Genomic DNA, 24,144 nt, shown 5'->3' with positions numbered 1-24,144 from the left:
GGGCTTTAGATTTAAATTAAGATTTATCTATATTTGAGATTCTAAAGCCGTCCACGCCATTTAAACAGGGCAAAGTGGAAACATCGGGCTAACGTAAAACAAGAAATACAATTTAATGAATATACTTCTTATAGCTATACTTTTTGTAGCTGCTTACCTTATTGGTTCTATCTGTACGGCGGTTTGGCTGGGTAAATGGTATTATGGTATCGATATCCGCAAGCACGGTAGTGGTAACTCCGGTGCAACCAATACCTTCCGGGTATTGGGCAAAAAGCCGGGAACTATAGTTATGCTCATCGATATTTTTAAAGGATGGGCGGCTACATCACTTGCCAATTTATTGGTGTTGTTCGATGCCATTCCGGCAGAAAACCTGATCGTTTTTCAGCTTTTAATGGGTATGCTGGCCGTTGTAGGACATATTTTCCCGGTATATGAGCGGTTTAAAGGCGGAAAGGGCGTGGCTACTTTGTTAGGTATGATGCTGGCAATACAGCCCGAAGCGGCTCTTGTTTGTATCGTGGTTTTTGTCATCGTGCTGTTTGTCTCCAAGTACGTTTCGCTTGGTTCAATGATCGCGGCGCTGGCTTTCCCGATGCTGTTGCTGCTGCACCCGCATTTCCACCCGGATAACCCAATCCTGATCATTTTCGGATTTATACTTTTTGCCATCGTGGTTATTACGCACCGCAAGAACATAAACCGCCTGATTGCCGGTGAGGAAAGTAAAGCCAACATTACCATTGGTCGCAAAAGATAACTATAGCTGATGATCTTAAAATGCCACTCTTTACTGTAAGGGTGGCATTTTTTATTAACTTTAACTCAAACAAAAGTAAAGCTGATGAATAACTATATCTCCGAGAACAAAGACCGTTTCCTGAACGAGCTGCTCGATATGCTCCGCATTCCGTCGGTTAGTGCCGACCCGAAGTTTAAGCAGGATGTATTGCGCACTGCCGAATTTGTAAAAGAACGCTTAAGCGAAGCCGGTACCGACAAGGTGGAGCTATGCGAAACTGCCGGGTATCCGATCGTTTATGGCGAAAAGATCATTGACCCGAGCCTGCCAACTGTTCTGGTTTACGGGCACTACGACGTGCAACCCGCCGACCCATATGAACTATGGAACTCGCCACCTTTTGAGCCGGTAATTAAAGACGGTAAGATTTATGCCCGTGGCGCTTGCGACGACAAAGGTCAGATGTACATGCACGTAAAGGCATTTGAGGTAATGATGCGCAACAACACGCTGCCATGCAACGTGAAGTTTATGATTGAAGGCGAGGAAGAAGTTGGCTCCTCTAACCTGGCTACTTTTGTTAAAAGCAATAAAGAAAAGCTGGCTGCTGATGTGATTCTAATATCGGATACGGGCATGCTGGCAAATGATACACCATCTATAACCACAGGCCTGCGCGGCATGAGTTACCTGGAAGTAGAGGTTACCGGACCGAACCGTGACCTGCATTCCGGTTTATACGGCGGCGCTGTGGCTAACCCGATCAACATCCTTTGCCAGATGATTGCATCGATGCATGATGAGAACAACCACATAACCATACCGGGCTTTTACGATAACGTAGTGGAGCTGAGCGAAGAAGAACGTGCTGAAATGGCCCGCGCTCCTTTCAGCCTGGAGAAGTATAAAAAAGCGCTTGACTTAAGCGACATACACGGCGAAGAAGGCTACACAACTATGGAGCGCAACTCTATACGCCCTACGCTGGATGTGAACGGTATCTGGGGTGGTTATATTGGCGAAGGCGCTAAAACAGTGATTCCTTCCAAGGCATTTGCCAAAATCTCGATGCGCCTGGTACCTGACCAGACATCTGAAGAAATTACAGAGAAGTTTACCAGGCATTTCGAAAGCATTGCTCCGGCTAGCGTTAAAGTCCTTGTTAAGCCGCACCACGGTGGTGAGCCTGTAGTAACGCCAACCGATTCAGTGGCATATAAGGCAGCTTCGAGAGCTTACGAAGAAACCTTTGGCGTAAAACCAATACCTGTGCGTAGCGGTGGGTCTATTCCTATAGTTGCCATGTTTAAGTCTGAACTGGGCTTGGACTCGGTGCTGATGGGCTTTGGCCTCGACAGCGATGCGATACACTCGCCGAACGAGAGCTTTGGCGTTTTTAACTATATGAAAGGCATTGAAACGATACCGTTGTTCTATAAATACTATGCTGAGATGAGCAGGTAACTATAATCTGCCAACTATAAAAAATCCCCGGTACAACTATAGCACCGGGGATTTTTGTTTAAACTGACTGCTATAGTTTAGCAGCTATTCAATTTTAGATTATCTTGCTGATGGTATAGTTAAACCCAGCGTGAACATAATGGTAGAGTGACGCGCATTGGTAACATCACCATTAAAGTTGACATCTTCATCTACAAAATCGCTGAAGCTGCCATTGTAACGCACACCTAAGTTAAGGCTGTTACCCAGTGCAAAACCCACACCTGCTCCGTAACCAAATTCAAACTCTTTCAAGCCTTCTTTGTCTTTTTCGTCACGTGAAGTAGACTGGAGGTTTCCATCCAGGTAAGTTTTGGTTTCGTTGTTAACACCTATCAGGTAAGATGCCTGCGGACCAGCTTCAAAGTAAAGCGGACCAGCTTTGATTTTAGCCAGAACTGGCAGATCCAGGTAGTTATAGTTTACCTTACCAGTACGCTTATAATTTACGCCACCAACTACAAACTCCGTATCCGCATTTTTGAAACCTTTCTGAGAGTAAAGCAACTCGGGCTGTATAGAGAAGAAGTTATCAACTATGCCAATGTTGTAAGTGATACCGCCATGGAAGCCCCACTTATTTTCGAAGTTATCTTCGTTACGAAGATCGCCGGAAAGGTTGGCCATATTTGCACCACCTCTAATACCTATACCTGACTGTGCCTGAGCAGCAGTAACGCCTGCAAATAACATTGCACCTATAATAAATAGCTTTTTCATGTTCTTTAGTTTTAGTTTTTGTAATCTCTAACGAGCCTTATACGGCAGTTATGATGTTTTTAATTCAGAAATCTTAATATTTAACAAACTAAGCGCGCAAGTGGCTGAGGTTTAACTATAAAAATTTTGCCTTTCGCCAATTGCACTGATTGCAATCTTATAACCCCTTTACAACAACAATGCCAGAATATAGTTTAGCCCTATATAGAATGAGTTTATATATTTCTTGAGATCAACTTCTGGAGACAGCTATAAAAAGTAAAAGCCTGACCGAGGCCAGGCTTTTTTCCATAGTTTTAAGTTGTACTAAGGCAAATTATCTGCTCGTGAAGGTATAACCCAGTGATAACATGAATACGTCGTTATACATTTTGGCATCTCCTTCATCGAATAGTTTAGAGACATCTCCGTTGTAACGCAGGCCTAAGCTTACACCCAATGGAGTTGCAATTCCTAAGCCGGCTGCATAGCCAAGGCCAGTTCTTCTATAGTCCGGGTCAACACCATCAAGGTCTACGTTATCGCCTACATTGATTGAAAGCTGTGGGCCGAACTCAAAAAATAGAGGAGCTGCATTAAAACGAGCCAGCACCGGTACATCGATATAGTAAAGTCTCAGGTCGGCATCTGTATCATCGTTCTTGGCACCTTTCATTGAGAAAAGTAATTCAGGCTGCACCGAGAAGAAATTATCTGATGAAATCGGGAAGTTAGCTGTTAAGCCTGCATGTCCTCCGAATAATCTTTTATTGGAATCAGGGGCGTCGTCGCCGGTTATGTTTGAGTAGTTAGCACCAACTTTTAAGCCTATTCCCACCTGCGCCTGCGCCGAAACGGTAGCTATCAGGGCGAAAACAAATAATACCAGATACTTTTTCATTTTTATAATTCAGTTAAGTGTTACATACAAGCCACTGCCGTAGCCTGATGTAAGCCTATTACGGATGGTTCTGATAAAAGTATAGGAAAACTATTTTGATTTGAGGCAGGAGGGTAGCAATTTGAGCAGACGCCAAACTATAGCGCACGAACAAAACAACGCGACACCTTTTATAGATGTCGCGTTGCGCAAAATGTTTATAGTTAGTTATTTATAGTTGGTGCCAAATGGCTTAAGCCGCCCAGCCTTCGCGGTCTAAACTACGGTACTGAATAGCCTCTGCCAAATGCTCAATTTTTATTTCAGAACTGTCAGCCAGGTCGGCTATAGTTCGGCTTACTTTCAGGATGCGGTCGTAGGCACGGGCCGAAAGACCCAGGCGCTCCATAGCCGTTTTCAGTAAGGTTCTGCCGGCTTCGTTTATCTGGCAAATATCTTTTACCATCTGCGACGGCATCATGGCATTAGAGTGTATCTGCGGAAAATCTTTAAAGCGCTCCTGCTGCACTGCCCTTGCCTGCACTACCCTTTCACGAACTGTAGTGCTGTCTTCTGATTTGCGGGTAGCTGTCATTTCGTCAAACGTTACCGGCGTAACCTCCACGTGCAGGTCAATGCGGTCTAAAAGCGGGCCGCTCACTTTATTTAAGTACCTTTGCACTACACCAGGGCCGCAAACACATTCCTTCTCCGGATGATTATAGTATCCACATGGGCAAGGATTCATGCTGGCCACCAGCATAAAGTTAGCCGGGAAATCTATCGTGGTTTTTGCTCTGGATATAGTTACCCGTCTTTCCTCCAAAGGCTGTCGCATAACTTCCAGCACGGTGCGCTTAAATTCCGGCAACTCATCCAGAAACAAAACGCCGTTATGCGATAAGGATATCTCACCGGGTTGTGGTACGCCACCTCCACCTACAAGTGCTACATCAGATATCGTATGGTGCGGAGAGCGGTAAGGGCGTGTTGTTAATAAAGAAGATGCTTCGCCTAGTTTGCCTGCTACCGAATGTATCTTGGTCGTTTCCAGCGCTTCGTGCATCGAGAGTGGCGGCAAGATAGAGGGCAGTCGTTTTGCCAGCATGGTTTTACCAGCGCCCGGAGGTCCGATCATAATTAAATTGTGACCGCCGGCTGCAGCAATTTCCAGGGCGCGTTTAATGTTTTCCTGCCCCTGCACATCGGCAAAGTCGGCGGCATACTGGTCTACCTGGTTCTGGAACATTTCGCGGGTATTTACCTGCATCGGCTCAATCTCCAGCCTGTTATCCAGAAAGTCAATCGCTTCCTGTATCGTTCTTACAGGGATAACATCCAGGTTATTAACTATAGCTGCTTCGTTAGCATTCTGGGCGGGTAAAATAATTCCTTTAAAACCTTCTTTGCGGGCTTGTATCGCAATTGGTAATACTCCTTTAATTGGCCGCAGCTCCCCATCCAGCGACAACTCCCCCATGATCATGTACTGCGAAACCTTATCAGGAGCTATCTGGCCGGAGGCAGCCAAAATACCCATCGCTATAGTCAGGTCGTAGGAGGAACCTTCTTTACGGATGTCGGCAGGAGCCATGTTGATGACCACTTTCTGGCGCGGCATTTTATAGTTGTAATGCTTTAGTGCGGCCTCAATGCGCTGTTCGCCTTCTTTAACTGCATTGTCGGGTAAACCAACCAGGAAATATTTTGTGCCTGCGCTTACGCTGACCTCTACCGTTATAGTGTAGGCATTTACGCCCTGCACGGCACTGCCAAATGTTTTAATGAGCATACTTTCTGATAAGGAAGTACAAGTTGAAATTGATTTGAGCCGGAACACCTGCCAAAGAAAATAAATTCCGGTTTTTGCTGTTGCCGGTAAAGATAATCAGTTACAGCCTTTTATGGACGAATTGCAGTACTGAAAAAGTGGCTGGCTGGTATAGTTCCGGTAAAGCTGCTATTTGTTAAATCTTATCAGATCAGGATATACAGGGAGGTAGGAGTTGGTAACATTTTCTCCTTTCTGATGAATGGTGATAGCGGTACAGGTACTATCCGGAGTGGTGATTTCGAAAGCTATGCCGGCTGCGGTATCATCAAAAATATAGGTGCGCTGTTGCTGCAGATTAAGATAATAGGCGATTGGCTGTAAGGTGTGGTGCTGTCTTATTGTTGAGATGTTATTTCCAATACCTATACTTTCTATAGTTTTAAAGCTGGGCGAGTTCACCCGGATCTGGCGTGCAAACATGTTTTCCTGCCCGTTATGGCTCCCTCTGATAAAAAATACGGCTACAAAATGCTGCTTCCTTTTCTGTTTACCATACCAGAATGATAGGGCCTTGCCCATAGCAGCATCTCCGCTATCAGGTTGGCCCAATGTACCGGTTATCTTCTCCGCTGTTTCTCCCAGGCTTATCTGCCCGACGCGTTGCCCGGGTACGATCCGGAAAGCAGTATCAGGAGCAGGTTCAGCAACTATAGGTTTGCTGTTGAGCTGTGTTGTGTCTGCGGGCGGCATGTTACTGGTTGCTTCCTGAGGTTGTTCAGTTTCAGCGGTTCTTGTGCCGCCATCTGAGCAAGATAGAAACGACAGTAAAACGATAGCTATGAAAAGGTGCCGCATAAAAAATATAGGGATGAAAGCTGCTCAAACTATAGCAGGCTTTTATCCCTATACGTGCCAGTGTTTCCGGCGTATAAACTATAAATGTCTAGGTCAGTTGTTTTTCGAGGAGCAGGATAAGGATATGAATTACCTTGATGTGAATTTCCTGCACACGGTCGGCGTAGCCCATGTGTGGCACCCGGATTTCCACATCGCAGAGCGTGGCCAGCTTCCCACCATCCTTACCGGTTAAGCCAACCACTTTCATACCTTTGGCTTTAGCTGCTTCGGCGGCTTTAATAACATTGGCAGAATTGCCGCTGGTGCTGATGCCGAGCAATACATCATTTGCATTGCCTAATGCCTCCACGTAACGCGAGAATACAAAGTCGTACCCATAGTCGTTTCCTACGCAACTCATGTGGCTTACATCCGAAATAGAGATGGCCGGTAAAGCTTTCCGGTTGTCGCGGTAGCGGCCTGTCAGTTCTTCGGCAAAATGCATGGCATCGCACATAGAGCCGCCGTTGCCACACGAAATTATTTTGCCACCTGCGTTTATAGCTTCGGCCATTACTTTAGCCGCCTGTTCTATGGCAGCAATGTTATTTTTGTCGGAAATAAAGTTTGCAAGCGTTTGTTGGGCCTGCTCCAGTTCTTCCAGTATAGTTGTTGTCATTTTATGTAATTAAACCGCTGCTACCTCCAGGCGCTCTTCGGATATTGGTGTTCTGAAGTTGTTGCTTCTGAATTCCTGGCGTCTCTCATACAGTTCCACTTTCAGGTCGTTAACCTTAAGCTGGGCAATATGGTTCTCGTAACGCAGGTTAGCAGCATATAAACTACTAAACACTACTTTAACCAGAAGCAAGCCTGCACCTACTCCGGCAAAAGCCTTGTAAAGTACCAGAACCTGTGCCTCGGTTCTTACGCTGGTAAATATTGCACTCTCTGTAACTATAGCTGTCAGCACAAGAGCTATAGTGAGGGCATAAGCAATGGCAACTATGTTAAATAGGGTATTAAGTATTCTCATGCTGCAGGGTGGTTTTAGGTGTTATATCAAGTCTCTTTAAATCTATAAAAAGATATTGTTATTTTAAAATACCCTGTTGCTAATTCATCTAAAAACGCAATATCATATGCCTAATTATACTATTATTCCACTATTGCACAAGCTGCATCTGTGTTAATTTAGCATATAACCCGCTGTCTGTCAGCAGCTGGTCGTGGGTACCGCGCTCCACCACTTTGCCTTTTTGCAATACCAGGATCTCATCAGCATGCTGAATAGTACTTAAACGGTGTGCGATAACGATAGAAGTTCTGTTTCGCATGAGGTTGGTTAATGCCTCCTGTACAAGTTTTTCTGATTCAGTATCCAGCGCAGATGTTGCTTCATCCAGGATAAGGATAGGCGGATTCTGAAGGATTGCGCGTGCGATGCTCAGACGCTGGCGCTGTCCCCCGGAAAGTTTACCACCACGGTCACCGATCATGGTTTGATATCCTTCTTCAGTATGAACTATAAATTCGTGCGCATTGGCAATTTTGGCGGCAGCAATCACTTCTTCTTCGGTAGCATCAGTCTTGTTAAAGGCAATGTTGTTGAAGATCGTATCATTAAACAGGATAGATTCCTGGGTCACAACCCCGATCTGATCCCGAACTGACTCCATCGTATAATCCCGGATATCAAGTCCATCAATAAGTACAGCGCCCTCTGTTGGGTCGTAAAAGCGCGGTACCAGGTCGGCTAGCGTAGATTTACCGCCACCAGACTGACCAACCAGCGCTATAGTTTGGCCTTTCTGAATCTTGAAGTTGATATCCTGTAACACTGGTTTTTTGCCATAAGCAAACGATACGTCCCGGAACTCAATTTCATGTTGGAATGCCGGTAGTACTTTTGCGTCGGGCTTGTTCACGATCTGTGGTTCTGTGTCGATCACCTGTAATACCCGATCGCCGGAAACCAAGCCGCGCTGTATATTACTGAACGCAGACGACATAGCTTTGGCAGGAACCAGCACCTGCGAGAAAAGAATGATATAGGTTATAAACTCACTGGCAGATAACTCTGACTGCTGATTCAACACCAGGGTGCCACCATATAACAATAGGCCTGCTACTACCGTCACGCCAAGGAACTCAGATAACGGCGATGCCAGGTCGCGCTTATGTGCAATAGAGCGCTGTATGTTGGCGTAGCGGTTGTTCTGATCGTGAAACTTGCCAAGTATAAATGGCTCTGCATTAAATGCTTTAATAACACGCATGCCGCTCAGCGTCTCGTCGATAATAGTAAGTATGAAACTGAGAGAGCTTTGCCCTTGTTGTGCCTTACGTTTCAGTCGTTTGGAGATGCCCGCAATAATACCGCCGGACAGCGGCAATAGGATAAGAGAGAACAAGGTTAACTCCACCGACATATTAAAGAGCAGCACAAAGAACGCAATGATTGAGATCGGTTCACGGATCACAACAGTCAGCGTACTTACCACCGAGCTTTCTACCTCCTGGATATCCACCGTCATGCGGGTCATCAGGTCTCCTTTGCGTTCGTTGCTAAAGTAGCCCATGTGCAATTCCGTCACACGCTTGTAAACTGACTGACGCATATTTCGGACCACGTGTGCCCGCAACTCACCTATAATCCTAAAGGCCAGGTAGCGAAACAAATTAGCCAGGAAAACCGATGCTACAATGATAATACAAACAAACAGCAACGCTCCCTGGCGGCCTGCGTCCAGAATGATCTGCCCAAAATGATAGTAAAAGAAATCCTGGAAGAACTTAAAGTTTAAAGCAAACTCGGGTTTGTTCGCCACCATTGCCATTACCTGTTCCTGGCCCACTTTACCGAACAGCACATCGAGCAGCGGAATAAGGAGCGTAAAATTGAACAGGCCGAAAATGATACCAAGTATAGTATAGATAGTGTACAGCGGCACGAACCGGCTATAAGGCTTTGCAAACTGTAAAATGCGAAGGTAGGTCTTCATGGTGATTTGTGCTGCTGCCTGCTCTAAAGCCTTTGTACTTTACAGAATGGCAACATGCGTCTCTTTAATGCTGAGACAGTGAATTAAAAATTGTTAACGAAATAAACTGGCTTGCCAATTTTTGTGCAAAGATAACGCATAACAATCAGTTTTAACTCATGGTGCCATCTGGAAACAAAAAACGGCTATACCTGCGCAAACAAGTATAGCCGTTTTCTTTACCATTATTCCCTTCTGTTTTTAGGAGGGGTAAGGGAGGCCCTAAAACTCGTGCAAGCGTTGCGGAATATTCCAGCGGAGAGCTACCGATGTGAAAGAGGTATTCAAATCCATTGCATTCACTTCTGCATCCGTTCTGCGGAGTATCTGTTTCAGATCAACAAATACGTTGTGGCGCAGTTGGAAACTGGCCGTAAAATCTAAATGCAGTTGGTTGGTCGTGTTGCCTTGTGCTATTTTATTGCCATAGCCTAAAGCCCGTTTAGAGTACGGGTAGTTGATGTTGTTTCCCCAGTTTATAGTGTCTGTTGCGGTTACTTCATCCTGACCAAATTTTGTAAAGATAGCCTTAGCTGTAACATTCAAGCGCGGTATAGGCTGGTAACGTGCAATGCCAATAAATTCATACAGGTTTGCCCCGGTAGGGTGCGCCAGTGGCTGATTATAATGCTGATAGTTTCTATAGTTATCCAGGTGCTGATAAGTGTATGGGCGGATAATATTTACTTCTCCCTGCAGGTCCATGTTTGGCAGTCCGAACGCATTAATATACTTAGCACCTATCTGTCCGGCTTGCCTGTTACCCCACCAGCCATTCCCCGATCTTACTTCTTTTATCCTAAGCTCATCCAAGTATAACTGGCCATAAAGTTGTGCTCTGTTCAGGATGTTCCACTTAAAATCAATACCAACTGTTGCGTTGTCCTCACTACCAATCATTTGCTCTACGGTACGGTAAAGAATGATCGGATTCAGGTATTGCAGTTCGAACTTGCCGTGGTCTCTGGCAAAAATGACAGACTCAAAAATGCCGAGGTTAAAGCTAGGTGTCAGGTTGATGCCCAACCGGTGCAAAGCCATGTATTTTTTGTCGAAAAGCTCATCTACCTGTGTTCTTTTAAACTGAGGCGTAAGCTCCTGGAACAGGTTCATGTAATGGAGTTTCCAGACGCGGGTGTTCAGTTTCAGGAAGAATGCCGGTGGCGCGTAGTCAGAGTAAAACAGGGAGCGGTAGCCATCACCTATAAAATGCCTGTCGTGACCAAGTTGAATTTCCACATGTTTGGTCAGGCTATAGTTCAGGTAACCGCGCGCAGTCAGAAAGTCGTAACCATTTGTTTTGAAAGGTTTCCACCAACCTTCGTGCGGAACTACATTGTCGCGCTCAATGCGGTCAACAACATACTCCGGGAAGCGGGCCTGGTTTTCGCCAATAAAAGTATAGAACCCCAGCCTTTTGTCAATAGAACCTTCAATCTGAATCCCCCTGGTGTTAATGTAGCGGATGCCATCTGACTGGTTATCATTGCCTACCTCCAGGTGTAATACAGGATTTACCCGTACTGTAAAGTCTTCGTTCTCGAAATGGTAAAGGTCTGTCTTGTTCCTGTAAAAATATTTCAGAACAGGACGGTTGCTCTCATTATCTTCTTGGTCGGTATAGTTCCAGTTGTCGTTCAGCAGGTACTGGGTGTTAAACTGGTCTGTTCTGGTCTGGGCATTTCGGGCACTTATTTCTGCTAGCGTAGCCACATCCTGTCGGCCAATCGGGCGAACCGCTGTATGAAACTCAGGTACTTCGTTGCCATACAGGATCTGGTAACGGTCTATCAAACGGTAAATGTCCGGGTCGTAAGGCACGTAAGTGTCCTGGGCCTGTAAGGTTGTGCCGCCGGCAAGGCCTAGCAGCAACAGCAAACATGCTATGTGTTTCATGTTTTATGTGTAGAGGTAAGTATAAGAAAGCAATATCCTGAAAGCCGAATTTACTGCTTTTATATGATTTTGTTCTGTTGTTATAGAAAATATACAGGATGGCTATAGTTCATATTTTATAGTTAGCTGCATGTAGGTCCGGAGATGAAAGCGCAAACTATAAATTTATTGATGGAGAGATTGTGTGGCGCTGGTACTTCTGTATCTTTATCCGGTAAAACACCGGTAACTATGCAAAACGGAAAACTGCACATCCTTACTGATACACCTTCGCTGGCAAACCATTTTGTAGCCGAACTGCGCGATGTAACCATACAGCACGACAGCCTGCGTTTCAGACGTAACCTGGAGAGATTAGGGGAGCTGCTGGCCTACGAGATATCTAAAACATTGCCGTATACCACTGCCGGAATAACCACGCCACTGGCACAAACGCAAACCCAGCTACTTACCGCCCAGCCGGTGCTTGCAACTATACTCCGGGCTGGTTTGCCGCTGTATAATGGCATGCTTAACTATTTTGATAAAGCCTATAGTACGTTTGTAGGTGCTTACCGCGTTGAAGAAGAGAATACCGAGCTGCAGATTAACATGGAGTACCTGGCTTCTACTGACCTGCACGATAAGATATTGATCCTTGCCGACCCGATGCTGGCAACCGGTAAATCGTTGGTGAAGGCTTACAAAGGAATGCTGCGCCATGGCAAACCGGTGCAGGTGCATGTGGCAGCTGTAATTGCCTCGCCGGAAGGAGTGAAGTACCTGCAACAGGAAATACCGGAAGCAACTATATGGCTTGGTGCGCTGGATGATCATCTGAATGAAAAATCTTATATAGTGCCGGGCCTGGGCGATGCCGGTGACCTGGCATTTGGTCCGAAGATATAACAACAGGTAAAAACCTGAACTATAGTTTATAGTAGCCTGTTAGTCAATAGCTTGGCTTTATGTATAGACTGATTTTTGAAATTGCATTGTTTGAAAAATGCTATATTTTATTCTGTGTTTTTCGTATACAGGGTGTAAAGTGAATAGCAATAAGTAGGAATACAATTTAAGAAGAAAGCAACGTGTTGGTAGAAATCCTGAAATATTTGTCGGTGTACTTAATAAGTATGGTGAAATTCTTTGCCGGACCGGTTACGGGTATATCGCTGGGGCTGTCGTATACGGAAACGGTTTTGTTTACAGTGGCCGGTATGATGACGAGCGTACTTGTTTTCTCAATCATCGGTAATGCTTTCTCAAAATGGATATCGAAGCGCAGAAGACAACAGCAAAAACCTGTTTTTTCTAACAAGAACCGCCGTATCGTAAAAGTATGGCAGAAATTTGGCGTAACCGGCATCGCTTTTTTAACCCCTATTTTACTCACACCTATAGTTGGAACTATAGTTGCCGCCTTATTTGGTGCTTCGCGCAAACGCATTTTTGTGCACATGCTCTGGAGCTCTGTTTTCTGGGGGCTGTGCCTGACCTTGTTCGTTCTCGAATTTAAGCATTTGGCCGCCGCTTTCTTTTAAAGCATAGCTTATAGTTTAAACTATAAAGCAGAAGGGCCCACAATTTATAGTTGCGGGCCCTTCTGCTTTCTTATCTTTTGTTGCTTCTCTTTTTGGTTTTCTGCCATCCGGAGTCTCGTGGGTCGCCTTTTCTTTTTCCTTTCTCGAAGTTTGACTTGTGTTTGCCCTTCTTCTCATGGAAGGCACCTTTAAAGTCCGGGTTCTCACTGCGTTTCTGATGGTCAATATCCCGGGCGATAGCCTGCTGTTCGTCAAAAGTAATTTCGTGGATCTTTACTTCCGCTGGCATCGGCTTTTCAGGTATCTGCATCCGGATCAGGTTTTCGATCTTGCGGATATGATACATCTCAGCCGGGTTAGCGAACGTAATAGCCGCTCCAATATTTTCAGCGCGACCGGTTCTACCAATGCGGTGCACGTAATCTTCGTACACAAACGGTACATCAAAATTGATCACGTGGCTCACCATGGTTACATCTATCCCGCGCGAGGCTACATCGGTTGCCACTAAAAAGCGCACATCGCCACCTTTAAAGGCTTCCATTGAGTTGATGCGCGTGTTCTGGCCTTTGTTGCCATGTATGGCCCGCACTTCGCCGTACTCACGACGCTCCAGGAACTTGGCTACATCCTCTGCATTTTTCTTGCTTCGGGTAAAGATGATGACGCGGTTAAACGTTTCTCTGTCCTGGATAATGTGCTCAAGCATTGCAATCTTGGTGCGCAGGTTCGGCACCTGGTACAATAACTGGCTAACCGTCTCTACAGGCGTAGCTTGCGGCGTTACTTCAATGCGGGTCGGGAACTCGAGGAACTCTTCAGACAATTCTACAACTTTCGGGTGCATGGTTGCTGAGAACAGCAAATTCTGACGTTTGCGTGGTAGCACTTCCAGCATCTGGCGGATCTGTGGCATAAAGCCCATGTCCATCATTTTGTCGGCTTCATCCAGCACCAGCGTTTTGACTTCTTTTAGTATCAGCTCGCCTTTCAGGTATAGTTCCATCAGGCGTTTTGGGGTGGCAACCAGTATATCTAAGCCTCTATTTATAGTTTCGATCTGCGTTTTAGGGCCAAGTCCGCCATAAATAACCGTGTGCCGGATGTCAGTGTATTTACCCAGTAAGGTAACGTTCTCTTCAATCTGCATAGCCAACTCGCGGGTAGGAGCCAGAATAATAGCGCGCGGGTTCATGCCCTGCGCATATTTGACCTTCATGAGTATTGGCAGCAAAAAGGCAGCTGTTTTGCCGGTTCCGGTCTGGGCAATACCCATCACATCGTGGCCACCCATAATTACCGGTATCGCCTTTAATTGGATAGGAGTTGGTTTTTCGTAGCCAGCTTCTTCAATGGCATTCAGCAACTGCCTGTTCAGTTTAAAATCTTCGAACGTGGTTACTTCTTTCTCTGCTTCTTCTGCCATGGGAATAATGTATACTATAGTTTATAGTACAAAAGTACGGTAATTTTATGGTTAGCGGGTAATGCTGGTATAACAGAGACAGTAAAACCTGATTTCATCCGTATATTAGCCGATAATAAAGCCGCTCACGAATAAAACTATAGATGAAATCCATACTTATTAAAAACGCCCAACTCGTAAACGAAGGAACTATATCCACTGCCGATGTACTGGTAAAAGACGGACGCATTGCGCAGATTGGGCAAACTATAACTATAGAAGCTGACCAAACGATAGATGCGACCGGTTTGCACTTGTTGCCCGGTGTGATAGATGACCAGGTACATTTCCGGGAGCCCGGCCTGACGCATAAAGCAACTATAGGTTCGGAAGCAAGAGCAGCTGTGGCGGGTGGAACCACTTCTTTTATGGAGATGCCAAATACCGTTCCGAATGCCGTAACCCAGGAATTTCTGGAAGAGAAATATAAAGTAGCGGCTGAAACGTCGCTGGCGAACTACTCTTTTTACATGGGTGCCACCAACGACAACCTGTCCGAAGTGTTGCTTACCAATCCGAACACAGTGTGCGGCATCAAGATATTTATGGGATCTTCCACGGGGAACATGCTCGTAGATAATGCCGAAACGCTGGAGCAGATATTTGCCAAGGCCAAACTGCCGATTGCAGTGCATTGCGAAGATGAGCAGACCATCCGCGATAATATGGCCCTGTATGAGGAAAAGTATGGAGAAGATATTCCGGTTAAATGTCATCCCGAGATCCGTAACGAAGCAGCCTGCTTTAAATCATCTTACCTGGCGGTAAAGCTCGCTGAGAAACACAATACCCGCCTGCACATACTGCACATCTCTACCGAAGAAGAACTGAAGCTTTTCCGCAACGATATTCCGCTGGAGCAGAAACGCATTACTGCCGAAGTTTGCGTGCATCACCTGTGGTTCGATAAAGAAGATTACGATACGTTTGGTACCCAGATAAAATGTAACCCGGCCATAAAAGAGCATCGCCACAAAGAAGGTTTATTAAAGGGATTGCTGGAAGATAAACTGGACGTCATTGCTACCGACCACGCCCCGCACTTATGGGAAGAGAAGCAAGGCAAGTACAAACAAGCACCATCCGGTGTGCCGCTTATTCAACACTCGCTGCAGATGATGCTGGAGTTTGTAAAGCAGGGCAAACTGACACTGGAGAAAGTAGTGGAGAAAATGTGCCATGCACCGGCCATCCTGTTTAACGTGCGCGAGCGCGGTTACTTACGCGAAGGCTACTGGGCCGACCTGGTGCTGGTAGACCTGAACAAACTCTACACCGTTACTAAAGAGAACACCTACTATAAATGTGGTTGGTCGCCGTTCGAAGGCCATACGTTCAGTTCAACTATAGTTTCAACTATAGTTTCGGGACATTTGGCTTATAGTAACGGGGCGTTTGATGAAAGCAAAAAAGGGGAGCGCCTGTTATTTGACCGTTAGTAAATATAGTTCACGATGGAGTTAGAAAGATTTAAAGCACTGCACGCCCGATTTTTCGGGAAAGAGCTGCCGGAGGAAGTGCTGCAATCGGAGGAGTATGAGGCCTATGCCGATGCCATACATGAAGACGAGGATTGCTACAACTGGGCCACTACCGAAAAGCTAACGTCCGCGGGTTTTAACTACGAAAGTTATTGCTGCATGATGATGGCCGATAAAGTATTCGAAAGTCTGGACGAGCAAGGAGAGATAAAGTACGACGACCCGGATGTAGTGATCAATAAATGGGATGAAGGCTTTTATGGTATACCAGTGCACAACGGCGGCGCTACCATGGTAGTGATCAATTATTGCCCGTGGTGCGGTACAAAGCTGAGTAAGTAAACTATAGTTGTATGGCGCGAGCCTCCTCGCACGTGACTTGCTATAGTTGGGCCCCTCTGGCCCAGTTTAGTTACAAATTCAACAACTTATTGTTTCGGGCATCCTTGCTGTTTCGGAAATCCATGTCCGGAACCAATTCTGCTGCGGACTTCCTAGTCCGCGTTACTTGCAACACGGGGATTAGGAAATCCCCGGCAGAGGGCTTTCGGACACAGATGTCCGAAAGAGCGTTGTCCTTCGTAAAGGCTTAGCGAGGTAATGCAAATAAGGCGCATCATGGCAACTTATTTATAACTAGCAGCTTATAGTTACAGGAGCTTGTTTTAGAAAAATTTTAGCCAAAAATGCATCCCCGGTATTGCATTATGTGATTTGCTCCGTATATTTGCACTCTCAAACGAGACACGGTGATCGTAGTTCAGTTGGTTAGAGCACCAGATTGTGATTCTGGAAGTCGTGGGTTCGAATCCCATCGGTCACCCAAAGCCCTTGAAGCGAACCTTCAGGGGCTTTTTTTATTTTAATTGCTAAATTGCTTTATGGTTAAACTGCTGATTCAGAATGTGAAGTGGCAAAAACCATTCAACAATTAAACAATTTAACAATCAACAATTAAAGATATGAGCTTAGTAGTAGTAGGTTCGATGGCGTTTGATGCGCTGGAGACACCTTTCGGTAAAACTGATAAGATTGTAGGTGGCGCAGCTACTTATATTTCTCTTTCGTCTTCATATTTCGTGAAGCCGGTAAATGTAGTCTCTGTAGTTGGTGGCGATTTCGATCAGGACCACATCAAACTGATGCACGAGCGCAACATCAGCACCGAAGGTGTGCAGGTAAAGGAGAATGAGAAATCTTTCTTCTGGTCTGGCCGCTATTTTAACGACATGAACAGCCGCGAAACGCTGGTTACAGAACTGAATGTGCTGGGCGATTTCGACCCGATCATTCCGGCTAGCTACCAAGGCTGCGAATACCTGATGCTGGGTAACCTTGCACCGCAGGTACAGAAAACCGTGATCGAGCGCCTGACGCAAAAGCCAAAGCTGATCGTGATGGACACCATGAATTTCTGGATGGACATTGCCCTGCCAGAACTGATGGAAACCCTGAAACTGGTAGACGTACTGTCTATTAACGATGAAGAAGCACGCCAGCTGAGCGGTGAGTATTCGTTGGTAAAAGCTGCCAAAAAGATCATGGCGATGGGCCCTAAGTTCCTGATCATCAAGAAAGGGGAGCACGGTGCGCTGTTGTTTAACGAGGACAAGGTATTCTTTGCGCCTGCATTGCCACTAGAGGAAGTATTTGACCCAACCGGAGCCGGCGATACGTTTGCAGGTGGCTTTATAGGTTACATCGCCAGCACTGATGATATCAGCTTCGAGAACATGAAGCGCGCTATTATCTATGGTTCGGCGATGGCATCGTTCTGTGTTGAGAAATTTGGTACGGAGCGTTTGAAAAACCTGAGCAAAGAAGAGATCGAAAACCGCGTGCAGGAGTTTGTGAAACTGGTTGCTTTTGACACCGTGCTGCAGTAAGAACTGCAACTATAAAGTATAGAAAAAGGGAGGCGAAAGCTTCCCTTTTTTGTTGCCCTATTTCAAACTATATCAACTGTTTTGTAACTAAACCGTGCTTGCAGGGGTAAAACTAAAGTACGAACTACATAAGAATCCAAGCTATGAGCATTCAAAATAAGAATAAAAATACTCAGGACGAACTGAAGAAAAATAATCCGCAACAGCAGGATCCGAAGAAGCTGATGGGTAATGTCGATGACAACCCACCACGCAATGCGCTTAATAAATCTGACACCAAAGTACAGAATCCGAACAGGAACCTGGCGAAAGGTGGCAATAACACGCCTTACGATAAAAAGTAAGGCTTCCGAACAGAATAAGACTATGAATAGTATGCGCGGGCAGAAGGTTTTACACCTTTTGCCCGCGTTTTTTTTATGCTTCAAATTCCTGGTGTAGCCATAGCTTAAAGTTTTGCTTTTCTATAGTTGTCGCGTCAGGGCGTTTCTCTATACTATACTTCGGATAAAAAGTGTGCGAAGCAGGAATGAGCATGACCTGCTGTAGCTGCTTTTCCCTGAATAGGGTAAGCGTTATAGTTTCGGTAGGAGCTAGTTGCTGTAACAAATGCTGCAGGTTCTGTTCCAGTTTTCTTCCGTTTAAAGCTACCAATTCGTCATCTATACTTAGACTATTATAAGCTGGAGATGCTGGCGCTATGGCTGTTACTTTTATAGTTTGGTCTGCTGATACTTTAAACCCGAACCGGCTCTCATATAGTAGTGTGTTTTCGTTACTCTTCAGCGTACAGCCAACATAGTTTAAAGCTTCGTCAAGCACAGGTTCTATAGGCGCAGTGCCATTTATATAGTTGTCGAAGTAAGACCTGAAGGACTGCCCGGCAATTTCATCCACCAGGTCGGCATAGTCCTGCTCTGTGTAGCCTATAGTTTGTTGACCAAACCGTATCCATAATTCCCGCATCACAGCATCCAGGTTTGCCCGGTTATTAGTTTCCTTCCGCAATTTTAAATCAAGCAACAAGGCAGTTAGCGCACCTTTTATATAGATAGATACTTTTCGGTCCGGGATGCCGGGTTTGTAGCCATCCAGCCACAGGTCAAAAGACGAATCAGCGACTGACATGTGATGACGGCTGTAGTCTGCAAAGTAGCGCTGCAGGGTAGTGCTTAGTTCGTCAAAATATTGCTTGGCTGTAAAAACGCCCGAGCGGGCCAGCATGTAGTCGCCATAGTAAGTGGTAATGCCCTCCGCAACATAGCCTGTTTTAAAGTAATTCTCCTGGGCCAGGTTATAAGGCAGCATTTCCTTGGGCCGTATCTTTTTTATGTTCCAGGTATGGAAAAGCTCATGCGAGCTCACACCAATAAACTCCTTATACAAAGCCGGCGACATCAGCAGCTCACCTGGCCCGAGCGTGATAACTGTGGAATGGCTGTGCTCCACGCCGTGGTAAGTGCGGTAAGGTAAAATAAGGTTCAGGTAATGGTATTCCGGTACCGGGAAATCGCAAAACACTTCAAGCTGTGCTTTGGTAAAAGCTTCAAAGTCATGTATAATTTTTGACCAGTCAGGTTTGCAGTCGCCTTGTATCCAGATATGGAAGGTGGTGCCGGCTAAACTGTAACTTGCGTGCTGCAGCGAACCACTGGCGATAAACGGGCCGTCTACCAGTTCGTCGTAATTCGCAGCTTGCAACGTGTGCTTTCTTACTTCCGGTAACCCGCAGGCGATCTGCCAGTTTTCAGGGATGGTTACAGTTACTTCGCAGGGTTCGTGTTGGCGGCCTTCCACGGCCATCAGGCAGTTTATTGGGTTCAGGTACAGCATCTGCTCATCCAGCCACGAGCCGCCCGCATCCATCTGCCGCGCATAAAAGCTATAGTTTATAGTTATCGTTTCGGCGCCATCTGTTTCAACCTGCCAGCGATCTTTGGTAATTTTCCGGGTGGCTATAGTTGCGCCATGTGCTGTTGCGGTTACCTGGTTCAGTTTCTGGGCAAAATGCTGCAATTCGTAGCGGCCGGGGCGCCAGGCTGGTAGTTGCAGGTACAGTTCCTTTTGCGTGTTGCCACTTATAGTAAGGCTGATATCAACAAAATGAGAAAGTGCCGATTTATAGGAGAGTTGGTAAAAGATCATAGTTTAAACTATAGTTGATGCGATAAATTTACAGGTTTATGCTGTGCCATTTTATACTCGTACTGCGCTATAATTGATATTTTTACTGTAGCTCTGATAAAAACCTGCTATATTTGTACAAAATATCCAGCGCCTGCTTTGGTTATTTACAAAGGTTTACTAATTTTGCAGGCCATAATAAAACCATTGGCATACGATGAAAAGAACATTCCAGCCTTCTCAGAGAAAAAGAAGAAATAAGCACGGCTTCAGATCTAGAATGGAGACCGCTAACGGTAGAAGAGTATTGGCTAGCAGAAGAGCCAAAGGCAGAAAGAGACTAACTGTTTCTGACGAAAGAAAACATAAGGCTTAATTAAGTCAGGTTAGTGCTTTGTAGAGCACGGAGCCGCTCTAACGAATGGATTCCGATAAAGATCACGAAGCGCCCCAGCCTTTAACACATACATTTTCGAAAGAAGAACGCTTGTGCAGTAAGCGCTTAATCACGCTACTGTTTTCCAAGGGTTCTTCTTTTAATTTGTATCCGCTTCGCTTCGTTTATTATACTGAGCCTGGCATAACACCTGCACTTACGCAGGTTGTTATTTCTGTATCCAAGCGCCATTTTAAACGCGCTGTAGATCGCAACCGCCTTAAACGGCAAATGCGTGAGGCATACCGTCTTAACAAACATCTTCTGCTTGCCGATCCGGCTAAAGCACCCGCTTTGCTAGGTATCCTTTATATCGGCAAAGAAAAAAAATCCTTTCAATCTATTCAGAAAAAACTAATTTCCGGTTTAGAACGTTGTCTCAATACGTAGGCTTTTCTTGTTCTCTAACCCGAAAATTATGTATAAAAAATATATCGCCGGCATTTTAGTGGCTGGTGTAGGCCTGGGCCTGGTATCTTTTAAATCTGACTCTGACCGTTACTTCGAGATTGCTAAAAACCTCGACGTATTTGCCACCCTTTTTAAAGAAGTAAATACCTATTACGTGGATGAAGTGCCACCTGCACAAATGATGCGTACCGGTATTGATGCCATGCTTAAATCGCTGGATCCTTACACCAACTATATTCCCGAAGACGATATCGAAGATTTCCGTACCATGACCACTGGCCAGTATGGTGGTATTGGGGCAGGAATTGGTGTGCATGATGGTAAAGTAGTGATCCAGATGCCTTACGAAGGTTCGCCGGCGCAGAAAGCCGGGCTAACTATAGGCGACCAGATCCTGAAAATTGATGGCGTTAATGTGACAGGCAAACCATCTGCTGAAGTAAGCAAACTGCTCAAAGGACAAGCAAATACCCCTATAAAACTGGAGATCAAAAGCTACGGACAAACAAAGCCTCGTACCGTTGAGCTGCTTCGGGCTAATATAACAGTAGAGAACGTGCCTTATATTGGTATGCTTGATAACGAGATCGGCTACTTCCAGCTTTCAGGTTTTACCATGGATGCTTCCAGAGAAGTAAAACAGGCGGTTCAGAAACTAAAGGAGATGGGCGCCAAGAAGATAATCTTTGACCTGCGCGATAACCCGGGTGGTCTGCTGCATGAAGCTGTAAACATCTCGAACATATTTGTTGACAAAGGCAAAGACATCGTTAGCACCAAGGGTAAAGTAAAAGAGTGGAATAAAACCTACAAAGCCTTAGATGAGCCGCTTGATAAATCAGTGCCATTGGTTGTGCTTACCAGTTCCCGCAGCGCATCGGCAGCCGAAATTGTAGCCGGCGTTATGCAGGATTATGACAGGGCGGTTCTGGTAGGCGAGCGTACCTTTGGTAAAGGACTGGTGCAGGCCACCCGACCACTATCTTATAACTCGCAACTAAAAGTAACAACAGCTAAATACTATACGCCAAGTGGCCGTTGCATTCAGGCAATAGATTATTCACACCGCAACGAAGATGGCAGCGTGGCCTCTATTCCGGATTCTTTAAGGGTAGCTTTTAAAACTGCCGGTGGTCGTGTGGTGTATGATGGTGGTGGTATCAGCCCGGATGTGGAAGTGCCACAAACCGAATACTCTGAGATTGCCCGAACTATAGTTGGCAAAGGCTACTTGTTTGAGTTTGCCAACAAATATAAAGCAGAGCACCCAACTATAGCTTCTGCCAAAGACTTCCAGTTATCGGATGCCGATTACCAGAAGTTTGTTGCTTTCCTGGCTGATAAGGATGTGTCTTATACTACAACAGTAGAGCAGGAACTTGTGGAGCTGACTGACAAATCAAAAGAAGGAAAACATTACGATGATATAAAGAGCGAACTCGATGCTATCCGTAAAAAAGTGTCGCATAACAAATCCAACGATCTGCAGCGTTTCCGCCCTGAGATACAGGAAATGCTGGAGGCCGAGATCGCCTCACGCTATTATCTGCAGAAAGGCTACATCGAAGCATCTTTCGACGATGACCAGGATATTATAATGGCGAAGAATGTGCTGAATGATCCTCAGAAATATGCATCTTACCTGAAAGTGAAATCAAAATAAGGTTATAAGTAAACTATAAAACAAAGGAGATGCTGCAAAGTGTCTCCTTTTTGCTTTAAGACCGACACTATTATAGTATAGTTGTATGCATCGTTCGTGTGCAGTACTTTTGCAGTACACAACTATAAACAGAATGCCTTTATTACTTTCCCTCGAAACGTCATCTACTGTTTGCTCCGTTGCCCTGCACCGCGATGCACAATTGCTGGGGGCATCAGAACTACAGATCGAGAAATCACACTCGTCGCATATAACCGTGATGATAGACCAACTGGTGGAAAATTGCGGAGCTACGTTAAAACAACTCGATGCGATTGCTGTTTCAGGAGGGCCGGGCTCGTACACAGGTTTGCGGATTGGCAGCGCAACGGCTAAAGGTATTTGTTATGCACTGGATAAGCCACTTATTTCGGTATCGACTTTACATAGCCTGGCGTTGCAGGTAATTAAAACTACACCAAACCCGGAGCAATACCTGTTCTGCCCGATGCTCGATGCCCGTCGCATGGAAGTTTATACCTGCCTGCTCGATCATCAGCTTAATGAAGTGCTGCCTATAGAGCCTATCGTTTTAGATGCAGATACTTTTGCTGAACAGCTTCAGCTTAAACCGATCATCTTTTTCGGAAGTGGGGCGAGTAAGCTAAAGCAGTTTCATGAAGAAAATAAGCAGGCACTCTTTATAGATGATGTAGTATTGTCTGCTAAACCAATGGGAGAACTGGCGTTGCAGAAATATAATGAACAGGCTTTCGAAGATGTGGCTTATTATGAACCCTTCTATCTGAAAGATGTTTATATTACTAGTAGTAAACCAAAGGCATAAAAAATAACAATATGTCAGAGCTGATAAACAAAGTAGCACAAAGTGCGCTCGTAACTATAAACCTGGAAGAACTGCTGCACCCCGGCGAGCGTGTAGTATATGATATCAAAGAAAATCTCTTTCATGGGCTAATGCTGAGAGAGAAAGATTTCAGAGCTTTTATAAAGGAGAATGACTGGACGGCTTATGATGGTAAAAACGTTGCCATTATTTGTTCAGCCGATGCTATAGTTCCAACCTGGGCTTACATGCTGCTGGCTACCAAACTCCAGAATCATGCAAACCATTACGTATTCGGAGATCTGGAAGCATTAGAGCAGTCGCTGCTTAAGGAAGCAATTGCTAAAATAGATCCGGAAGAGTATCGCGAAGGTAAAGTAGTGATCAAAGGATGCGGAAGTATACCAGTGCCTACATTCGCTTATGTTGAGATCATGCAGAAATTATTACCGGTAGTAAGCAGCGTAATGTATGGTGAGCCATGCAGTACCGTGCCTTTATATAAAAAGCCAAAAGTATAGTTGCTACTATAATAGAGAAGAGATCTAATGATCAGGAAAGCCCCGCTAACTATAGCGGGGCTTTTGTTTTATAAAGGAGTAAAGTTGATAAGTAAGAAATCTGATACTATAAGGGAACTTTCCCGGATCCTTTACTTGTTATCACTTCACGTCCGGGGCCGCCGGGCAAAGGAATACGAAGAAAGAAAGTAAGCGGAAAGCCGGGCAAGGCATCTATAGCCGGTGTCGGGAACACAGGCTGAAAAAGAATCTTTTCGTAATCAGCCACTTAGCGGTGCACACAGAAAAACTTCTGCATCGGGCCTTGCATCTTAACAAAGAGTGCGTACTTTTGCAACCCGTTCAGCAGGAAGGGAAGTGAGAAGTTGGAAAGAGGCGCAGTAACTGGAACGGAAGAAAAACCTCCATTACAGCAGCGAGAGCTACTATA

The 24,144-nt window shown here is 45.4% G+C and carries 24 protein-coding genes and 1 tRNA gene; 14 read left to right on the top strand and 11 right to left on the bottom strand.

Annotated elements, in window-relative coordinates; all coding sequences use genetic code 11:
* The first annotated feature begins 115 nt into the window (after positions 1–115).
* Positions 116–763 carry a glycerol-3-phosphate 1-O-acyltransferase PlsY gene (gene plsY / locus KYK27_RS16605; RefSeq protein ID WP_199111435.1) on the top strand — a complete coding sequence of 216 codons (648 nt, stop codon included), beginning with the start codon at positions 116–118 and terminating at the stop codon, positions 761–763.
* An 84-nt stretch (positions 764–847) separates the two neighbouring features.
* Entirely contained in the window at positions 848–2,209 is a 1,362-nt protein-coding gene (locus KYK27_RS16600; RefSeq protein WP_199111434.1) for a dipeptidase, read from the top strand.
* A 99-nt stretch (positions 2,210–2,308) separates the two neighbouring features.
* Here KYK27_RS16600 and KYK27_RS16595 read toward each other — a convergent pair whose 3' ends face one another.
* The 8 genes from KYK27_RS16595 to KYK27_RS16560 all read right to left on the bottom strand — a co-directional run bounded on the left by KYK27_RS16595 (position 2,309) and on the right by KYK27_RS16560 (position 11,378).
* Positions 2,309–2,968, bottom strand: coding sequence for a porin family protein (locus tag KYK27_RS16595; protein WP_233150496.1), 660 nt, complete (start codon positions 2,966–2,968; stop codon positions 2,309–2,311).
* A 316-nt stretch (positions 2,969–3,284) separates the two neighbouring features.
* Positions 3,285–3,848, bottom strand: a complete 564-nt coding sequence (locus KYK27_RS16590) for a porin family protein (RefSeq protein WP_199111433.1) — start codon at positions 3,846–3,848, stop codon at positions 3,285–3,287.
* Between the two features lie 232 nt (positions 3,849–4,080).
* The gene (locus KYK27_RS16585; RefSeq protein WP_199111432.1) at positions 4,081–5,619 is read right to left on the bottom strand and encodes a YifB family Mg chelatase-like AAA ATPase; all 1,539 of its coding nucleotides are present in this window, start codon (positions 5,617–5,619) and stop codon (positions 4,081–4,083) included.
* A gap of 168 nt (positions 5,620–5,787) precedes the next feature.
* Positions 5,788–6,456, bottom strand: coding sequence for a hypothetical protein (locus tag KYK27_RS16580; RefSeq protein ID WP_199111431.1), 669 nt, complete (start codon positions 6,454–6,456; stop codon positions 5,788–5,790).
* 88 nt (positions 6,457–6,544) lie between these two features.
* The gene (lpcA, locus tag KYK27_RS16575) at positions 6,545–7,117 is read right to left on the bottom strand and encodes a D-sedoheptulose 7-phosphate isomerase (protein ID WP_199111430.1); all 573 of its coding nucleotides are present in this window, start codon (positions 7,115–7,117) and stop codon (positions 6,545–6,547) included.
* A gap of 9 nt (positions 7,118–7,126) precedes the next feature.
* Positions 7,127–7,474, bottom strand: a complete 348-nt coding sequence (locus KYK27_RS16570) for a hypothetical protein (protein ID WP_199111429.1) — start codon at positions 7,472–7,474, stop codon at positions 7,127–7,129.
* 130 nt (positions 7,475–7,604) lie between these two features.
* Positions 7,605–9,443 carry an ABC transporter ATP-binding protein gene (locus KYK27_RS16565; RefSeq protein WP_199111428.1) on the bottom strand — a complete coding sequence of 613 codons (1,839 nt, stop codon included), beginning with the start codon at positions 9,441–9,443 and terminating at the stop codon, positions 7,605–7,607.
* Between the two features lie 261 nt (positions 9,444–9,704).
* The gene (locus KYK27_RS16560; protein WP_199111427.1) at positions 9,705–11,378 is read right to left on the bottom strand and encodes a hypothetical protein; all 1,674 of its coding nucleotides are present in this window, start codon (positions 11,376–11,378) and stop codon (positions 9,705–9,707) included.
* Between the two features lie 231 nt (positions 11,379–11,609).
* Here KYK27_RS16560 and upp point away from each other — a divergent pair, with 231 nt between their 5' ends.
* Together upp and KYK27_RS16550 are read left to right on the top strand one after the other, a co-directional pair.
* Entirely contained in the window at positions 11,610–12,266 is a 657-nt protein-coding gene (gene upp, locus KYK27_RS16555; protein ID WP_199111561.1) for a uracil phosphoribosyltransferase, read from the top strand.
* Between the two features lie 227 nt (positions 12,267–12,493).
* Positions 12,494–12,901, top strand: a complete 408-nt coding sequence (locus KYK27_RS16550; RefSeq protein WP_219337374.1) for a small multi-drug export protein — start codon at positions 12,494–12,496, stop codon at positions 12,899–12,901.
* A gap of 70 nt (positions 12,902–12,971) precedes the next feature.
* Here the strand turns inward: KYK27_RS16550 and KYK27_RS16545 are convergent, their stop codons facing one another.
* Entirely contained in the window at positions 12,972–14,327 is a 1,356-nt protein-coding gene (locus KYK27_RS16545; RefSeq protein WP_199111426.1) for a DEAD/DEAH box helicase, read from the bottom strand.
* Positions 14,328–14,470: 143 nt separating this feature from the next.
* Between KYK27_RS16545 and KYK27_RS16540 the strand changes: the two genes are divergently transcribed.
* From KYK27_RS16540 to KYK27_RS16520, 5 genes are all read left to right on the top strand, one after another.
* Positions 14,471–15,805 carry a dihydroorotase gene (locus KYK27_RS16540; protein WP_199111425.1) on the top strand — a complete coding sequence of 445 codons (1,335 nt, stop codon included), beginning with the start codon at positions 14,471–14,473 and terminating at the stop codon, positions 15,803–15,805.
* A gap of 15 nt (positions 15,806–15,820) precedes the next feature.
* The gene (locus KYK27_RS16535; RefSeq protein ID WP_199111424.1) at positions 15,821–16,189 is read left to right on the top strand and encodes a DUF6980 family protein; all 369 of its coding nucleotides are present in this window, start codon (positions 15,821–15,823) and stop codon (positions 16,187–16,189) included.
* A gap of 407 nt (positions 16,190–16,596) precedes the next feature.
* Positions 16,597–16,670, top strand: a tRNA-His gene (locus KYK27_RS16530).
* 139 nt (positions 16,671–16,809) lie between these two features.
* Entirely contained in the window at positions 16,810–17,733 is a 924-nt protein-coding gene (locus tag KYK27_RS16525) for a PfkB family carbohydrate kinase (RefSeq protein ID WP_199111423.1), read from the top strand.
* A gap of 143 nt (positions 17,734–17,876) precedes the next feature.
* A complete protein-coding gene (locus KYK27_RS16520; RefSeq protein ID WP_199111422.1) occupies positions 17,877–18,077 on the top strand; it encodes a hypothetical protein in 201 nt (66 codons plus the stop codon).
* Between the two features lie 73 nt (positions 18,078–18,150).
* Here KYK27_RS16520 and KYK27_RS16515 read toward each other — a convergent pair whose 3' ends face one another.
* On the bottom strand, positions 18,151–19,878 hold the full coding sequence (locus tag KYK27_RS16515; protein ID WP_199111421.1) for a M61 family metallopeptidase: 1,728 nt from the start codon (positions 19,876–19,878) through the stop codon (positions 18,151–18,153).
* Positions 19,879–20,074: 196 nt separating this feature from the next.
* On the opposite strand from KYK27_RS16515, the gene rpmH reads away from it, so the two are divergent.
* The 5 genes from rpmH (at position 20,075) to KYK27_RS16490 (ending at position 23,714) form a co-directional block, all read left to right on the top strand.
* Entirely contained in the window at positions 20,075–20,233 is a 159-nt protein-coding gene (gene rpmH, locus KYK27_RS16510) for a 50S ribosomal protein L34 (protein WP_162428478.1), read from the top strand.
* 45 nt (positions 20,234–20,278) lie between these two features.
* Positions 20,279–20,683 (top strand): ribonuclease P protein component, encoded by a 405-nt coding sequence (gene rnpA, locus KYK27_RS16505; RefSeq protein WP_199111420.1) that lies wholly within the window; start codon positions 20,279–20,281, stop codon positions 20,681–20,683.
* 28 nt (positions 20,684–20,711) lie between these two features.
* Complete coding sequence (locus KYK27_RS16500; RefSeq protein ID WP_199111419.1) at positions 20,712–22,367, top strand: S41 family peptidase; 1,656 nt, start codon at positions 20,712–20,714, stop codon at positions 22,365–22,367.
* 85 nt (positions 22,368–22,452) lie between these two features.
* On the top strand, positions 22,453–23,193 hold the full coding sequence (gene tsaB / locus KYK27_RS16495) for a tRNA (adenosine(37)-N6)-threonylcarbamoyltransferase complex dimerization subunit type 1 TsaB (protein ID WP_246594271.1): 741 nt from the start codon (positions 22,453–22,455) through the stop codon (positions 23,191–23,193).
* 11 nt (positions 23,194–23,204) lie between these two features.
* Entirely contained in the window at positions 23,205–23,714 is a 510-nt protein-coding gene (locus KYK27_RS16490) for a DUF2480 family protein (protein WP_199111417.1), read from the top strand.
* A 106-nt stretch (positions 23,715–23,820) separates the two neighbouring features.
* Here the strand turns inward: KYK27_RS16490 and KYK27_RS16485 are convergent, their stop codons facing one another.
* A complete protein-coding gene (locus KYK27_RS16485) occupies positions 23,821–23,982 on the bottom strand; it encodes a hypothetical protein (protein WP_199111416.1) in 162 nt (53 codons plus the stop codon).
* Between the last annotated feature and the right edge of the window lie 162 nt (positions 23,983–24,144).

The sequence above is a fragment of the Pontibacter populi genome (assembly GCF_019336435.1).
In the GTDB taxonomy this organism is placed as follows: Bacteria; Bacteroidota; Bacteroidia; order Cytophagales; family Hymenobacteraceae; genus Pontibacter; species Pontibacter humidus.
This window is presented reverse-complemented; position numbering and strand designations above follow the sequence as displayed.

What these genes read in the sequence shown, in the direction of transcription:
- plsY (WP_199111435.1), top strand. Translation starts at nt 116, where the DNA reads ATGAATATACTTCTTATAGCTATACTTTTTGTAGCTGCTTACCTTATT.
- KYK27_RS16600 (WP_199111434.1), top strand. Translation starts at nt 848, where the DNA reads ATGAATAACTATATCTCCGAGAACAAAGACCGTTTCCTGAACGAGCTG.
- KYK27_RS16595 (WP_233150496.1), bottom strand. Translation starts at nt 2,968, where the DNA reads ATGAAAAAGCTATTTATTATAGGTGCAATGTTATTTGCAGGCGTTACT.
- KYK27_RS16590 (WP_199111433.1), bottom strand. Translation starts at nt 3,848, where the DNA reads ATGAAAAAGTATCTGGTATTATTTGTTTTCGCCCTGATAGCTACCGTT.
- KYK27_RS16585 (WP_199111432.1), bottom strand. Translation starts at nt 5,619, where the DNA reads ATGCTCATTAAAACATTTGGCAGTGCCGTGCAGGGCGTAAATGCCTAC.
- KYK27_RS16580 (WP_199111431.1), bottom strand. Translation starts at nt 6,456, where the DNA reads ATGCGGCACCTTTTCATAGCTATCGTTTTACTGTCGTTTCTATCTTGC.
- lpcA (WP_199111430.1), bottom strand. Translation starts at nt 7,117, where the DNA reads ATGACAACAACTATACTGGAAGAACTGGAGCAGGCCCAACAAACGCTT.
- KYK27_RS16570 (WP_199111429.1), bottom strand. Translation starts at nt 7,474, where the DNA reads ATGAGAATACTTAATACCCTATTTAACATAGTTGCCATTGCTTATGCC.
- KYK27_RS16565 (WP_199111428.1), bottom strand. Translation starts at nt 9,443, where the DNA reads ATGAAGACCTACCTTCGCATTTTACAGTTTGCAAAGCCTTATAGCCGG.
- KYK27_RS16560 (WP_199111427.1), bottom strand. Translation starts at nt 11,378, where the DNA reads ATGAAACACATAGCATGTTTGCTGTTGCTGCTAGGCCTTGCCGGCGGC.
- upp (WP_199111561.1), top strand. Translation starts at nt 11,610, where the DNA reads ATGCAAAACGGAAAACTGCACATCCTTACTGATACACCTTCGCTGGCA.
- KYK27_RS16550 (WP_219337374.1), top strand. Translation starts at nt 12,494, where the DNA reads ATGGTGAAATTCTTTGCCGGACCGGTTACGGGTATATCGCTGGGGCTG.
- KYK27_RS16545 (WP_199111426.1), bottom strand. Translation starts at nt 14,327, where the DNA reads ATGGCAGAAGAAGCAGAGAAAGAAGTAACCACGTTCGAAGATTTTAAA.
- KYK27_RS16540 (WP_199111425.1), top strand. Translation starts at nt 14,471, where the DNA reads ATGAAATCCATACTTATTAAAAACGCCCAACTCGTAAACGAAGGAACT.
- KYK27_RS16535 (WP_199111424.1), top strand. Translation starts at nt 15,821, where the DNA reads ATGGAGTTAGAAAGATTTAAAGCACTGCACGCCCGATTTTTCGGGAAA.
- KYK27_RS16525 (WP_199111423.1), top strand. Translation starts at nt 16,810, where the DNA reads ATGAGCTTAGTAGTAGTAGGTTCGATGGCGTTTGATGCGCTGGAGACA.
- KYK27_RS16520 (WP_199111422.1), top strand. Translation starts at nt 17,877, where the DNA reads ATGAGCATTCAAAATAAGAATAAAAATACTCAGGACGAACTGAAGAAA.
- KYK27_RS16515 (WP_199111421.1), bottom strand. Translation starts at nt 19,878, where the DNA reads ATGATCTTTTACCAACTCTCCTATAAATCGGCACTTTCTCATTTTGTT.
- rpmH (WP_162428478.1), top strand. Translation starts at nt 20,075, where the DNA reads ATGAAAAGAACATTCCAGCCTTCTCAGAGAAAAAGAAGAAATAAGCAC.
- rnpA (WP_199111420.1), top strand. Translation starts at nt 20,279, where the DNA reads ATGGATTCCGATAAAGATCACGAAGCGCCCCAGCCTTTAACACATACA.
- KYK27_RS16500 (WP_199111419.1), top strand. Translation starts at nt 20,712, where the DNA reads ATGTATAAAAAATATATCGCCGGCATTTTAGTGGCTGGTGTAGGCCTG.
- tsaB (WP_246594271.1), top strand. Translation starts at nt 22,453, where the DNA reads ATGCATCGTTCGTGTGCAGTACTTTTGCAGTACACAACTATAAACAGA.
- KYK27_RS16490 (WP_199111417.1), top strand. Translation starts at nt 23,205, where the DNA reads ATGTCAGAGCTGATAAACAAAGTAGCACAAAGTGCGCTCGTAACTATA.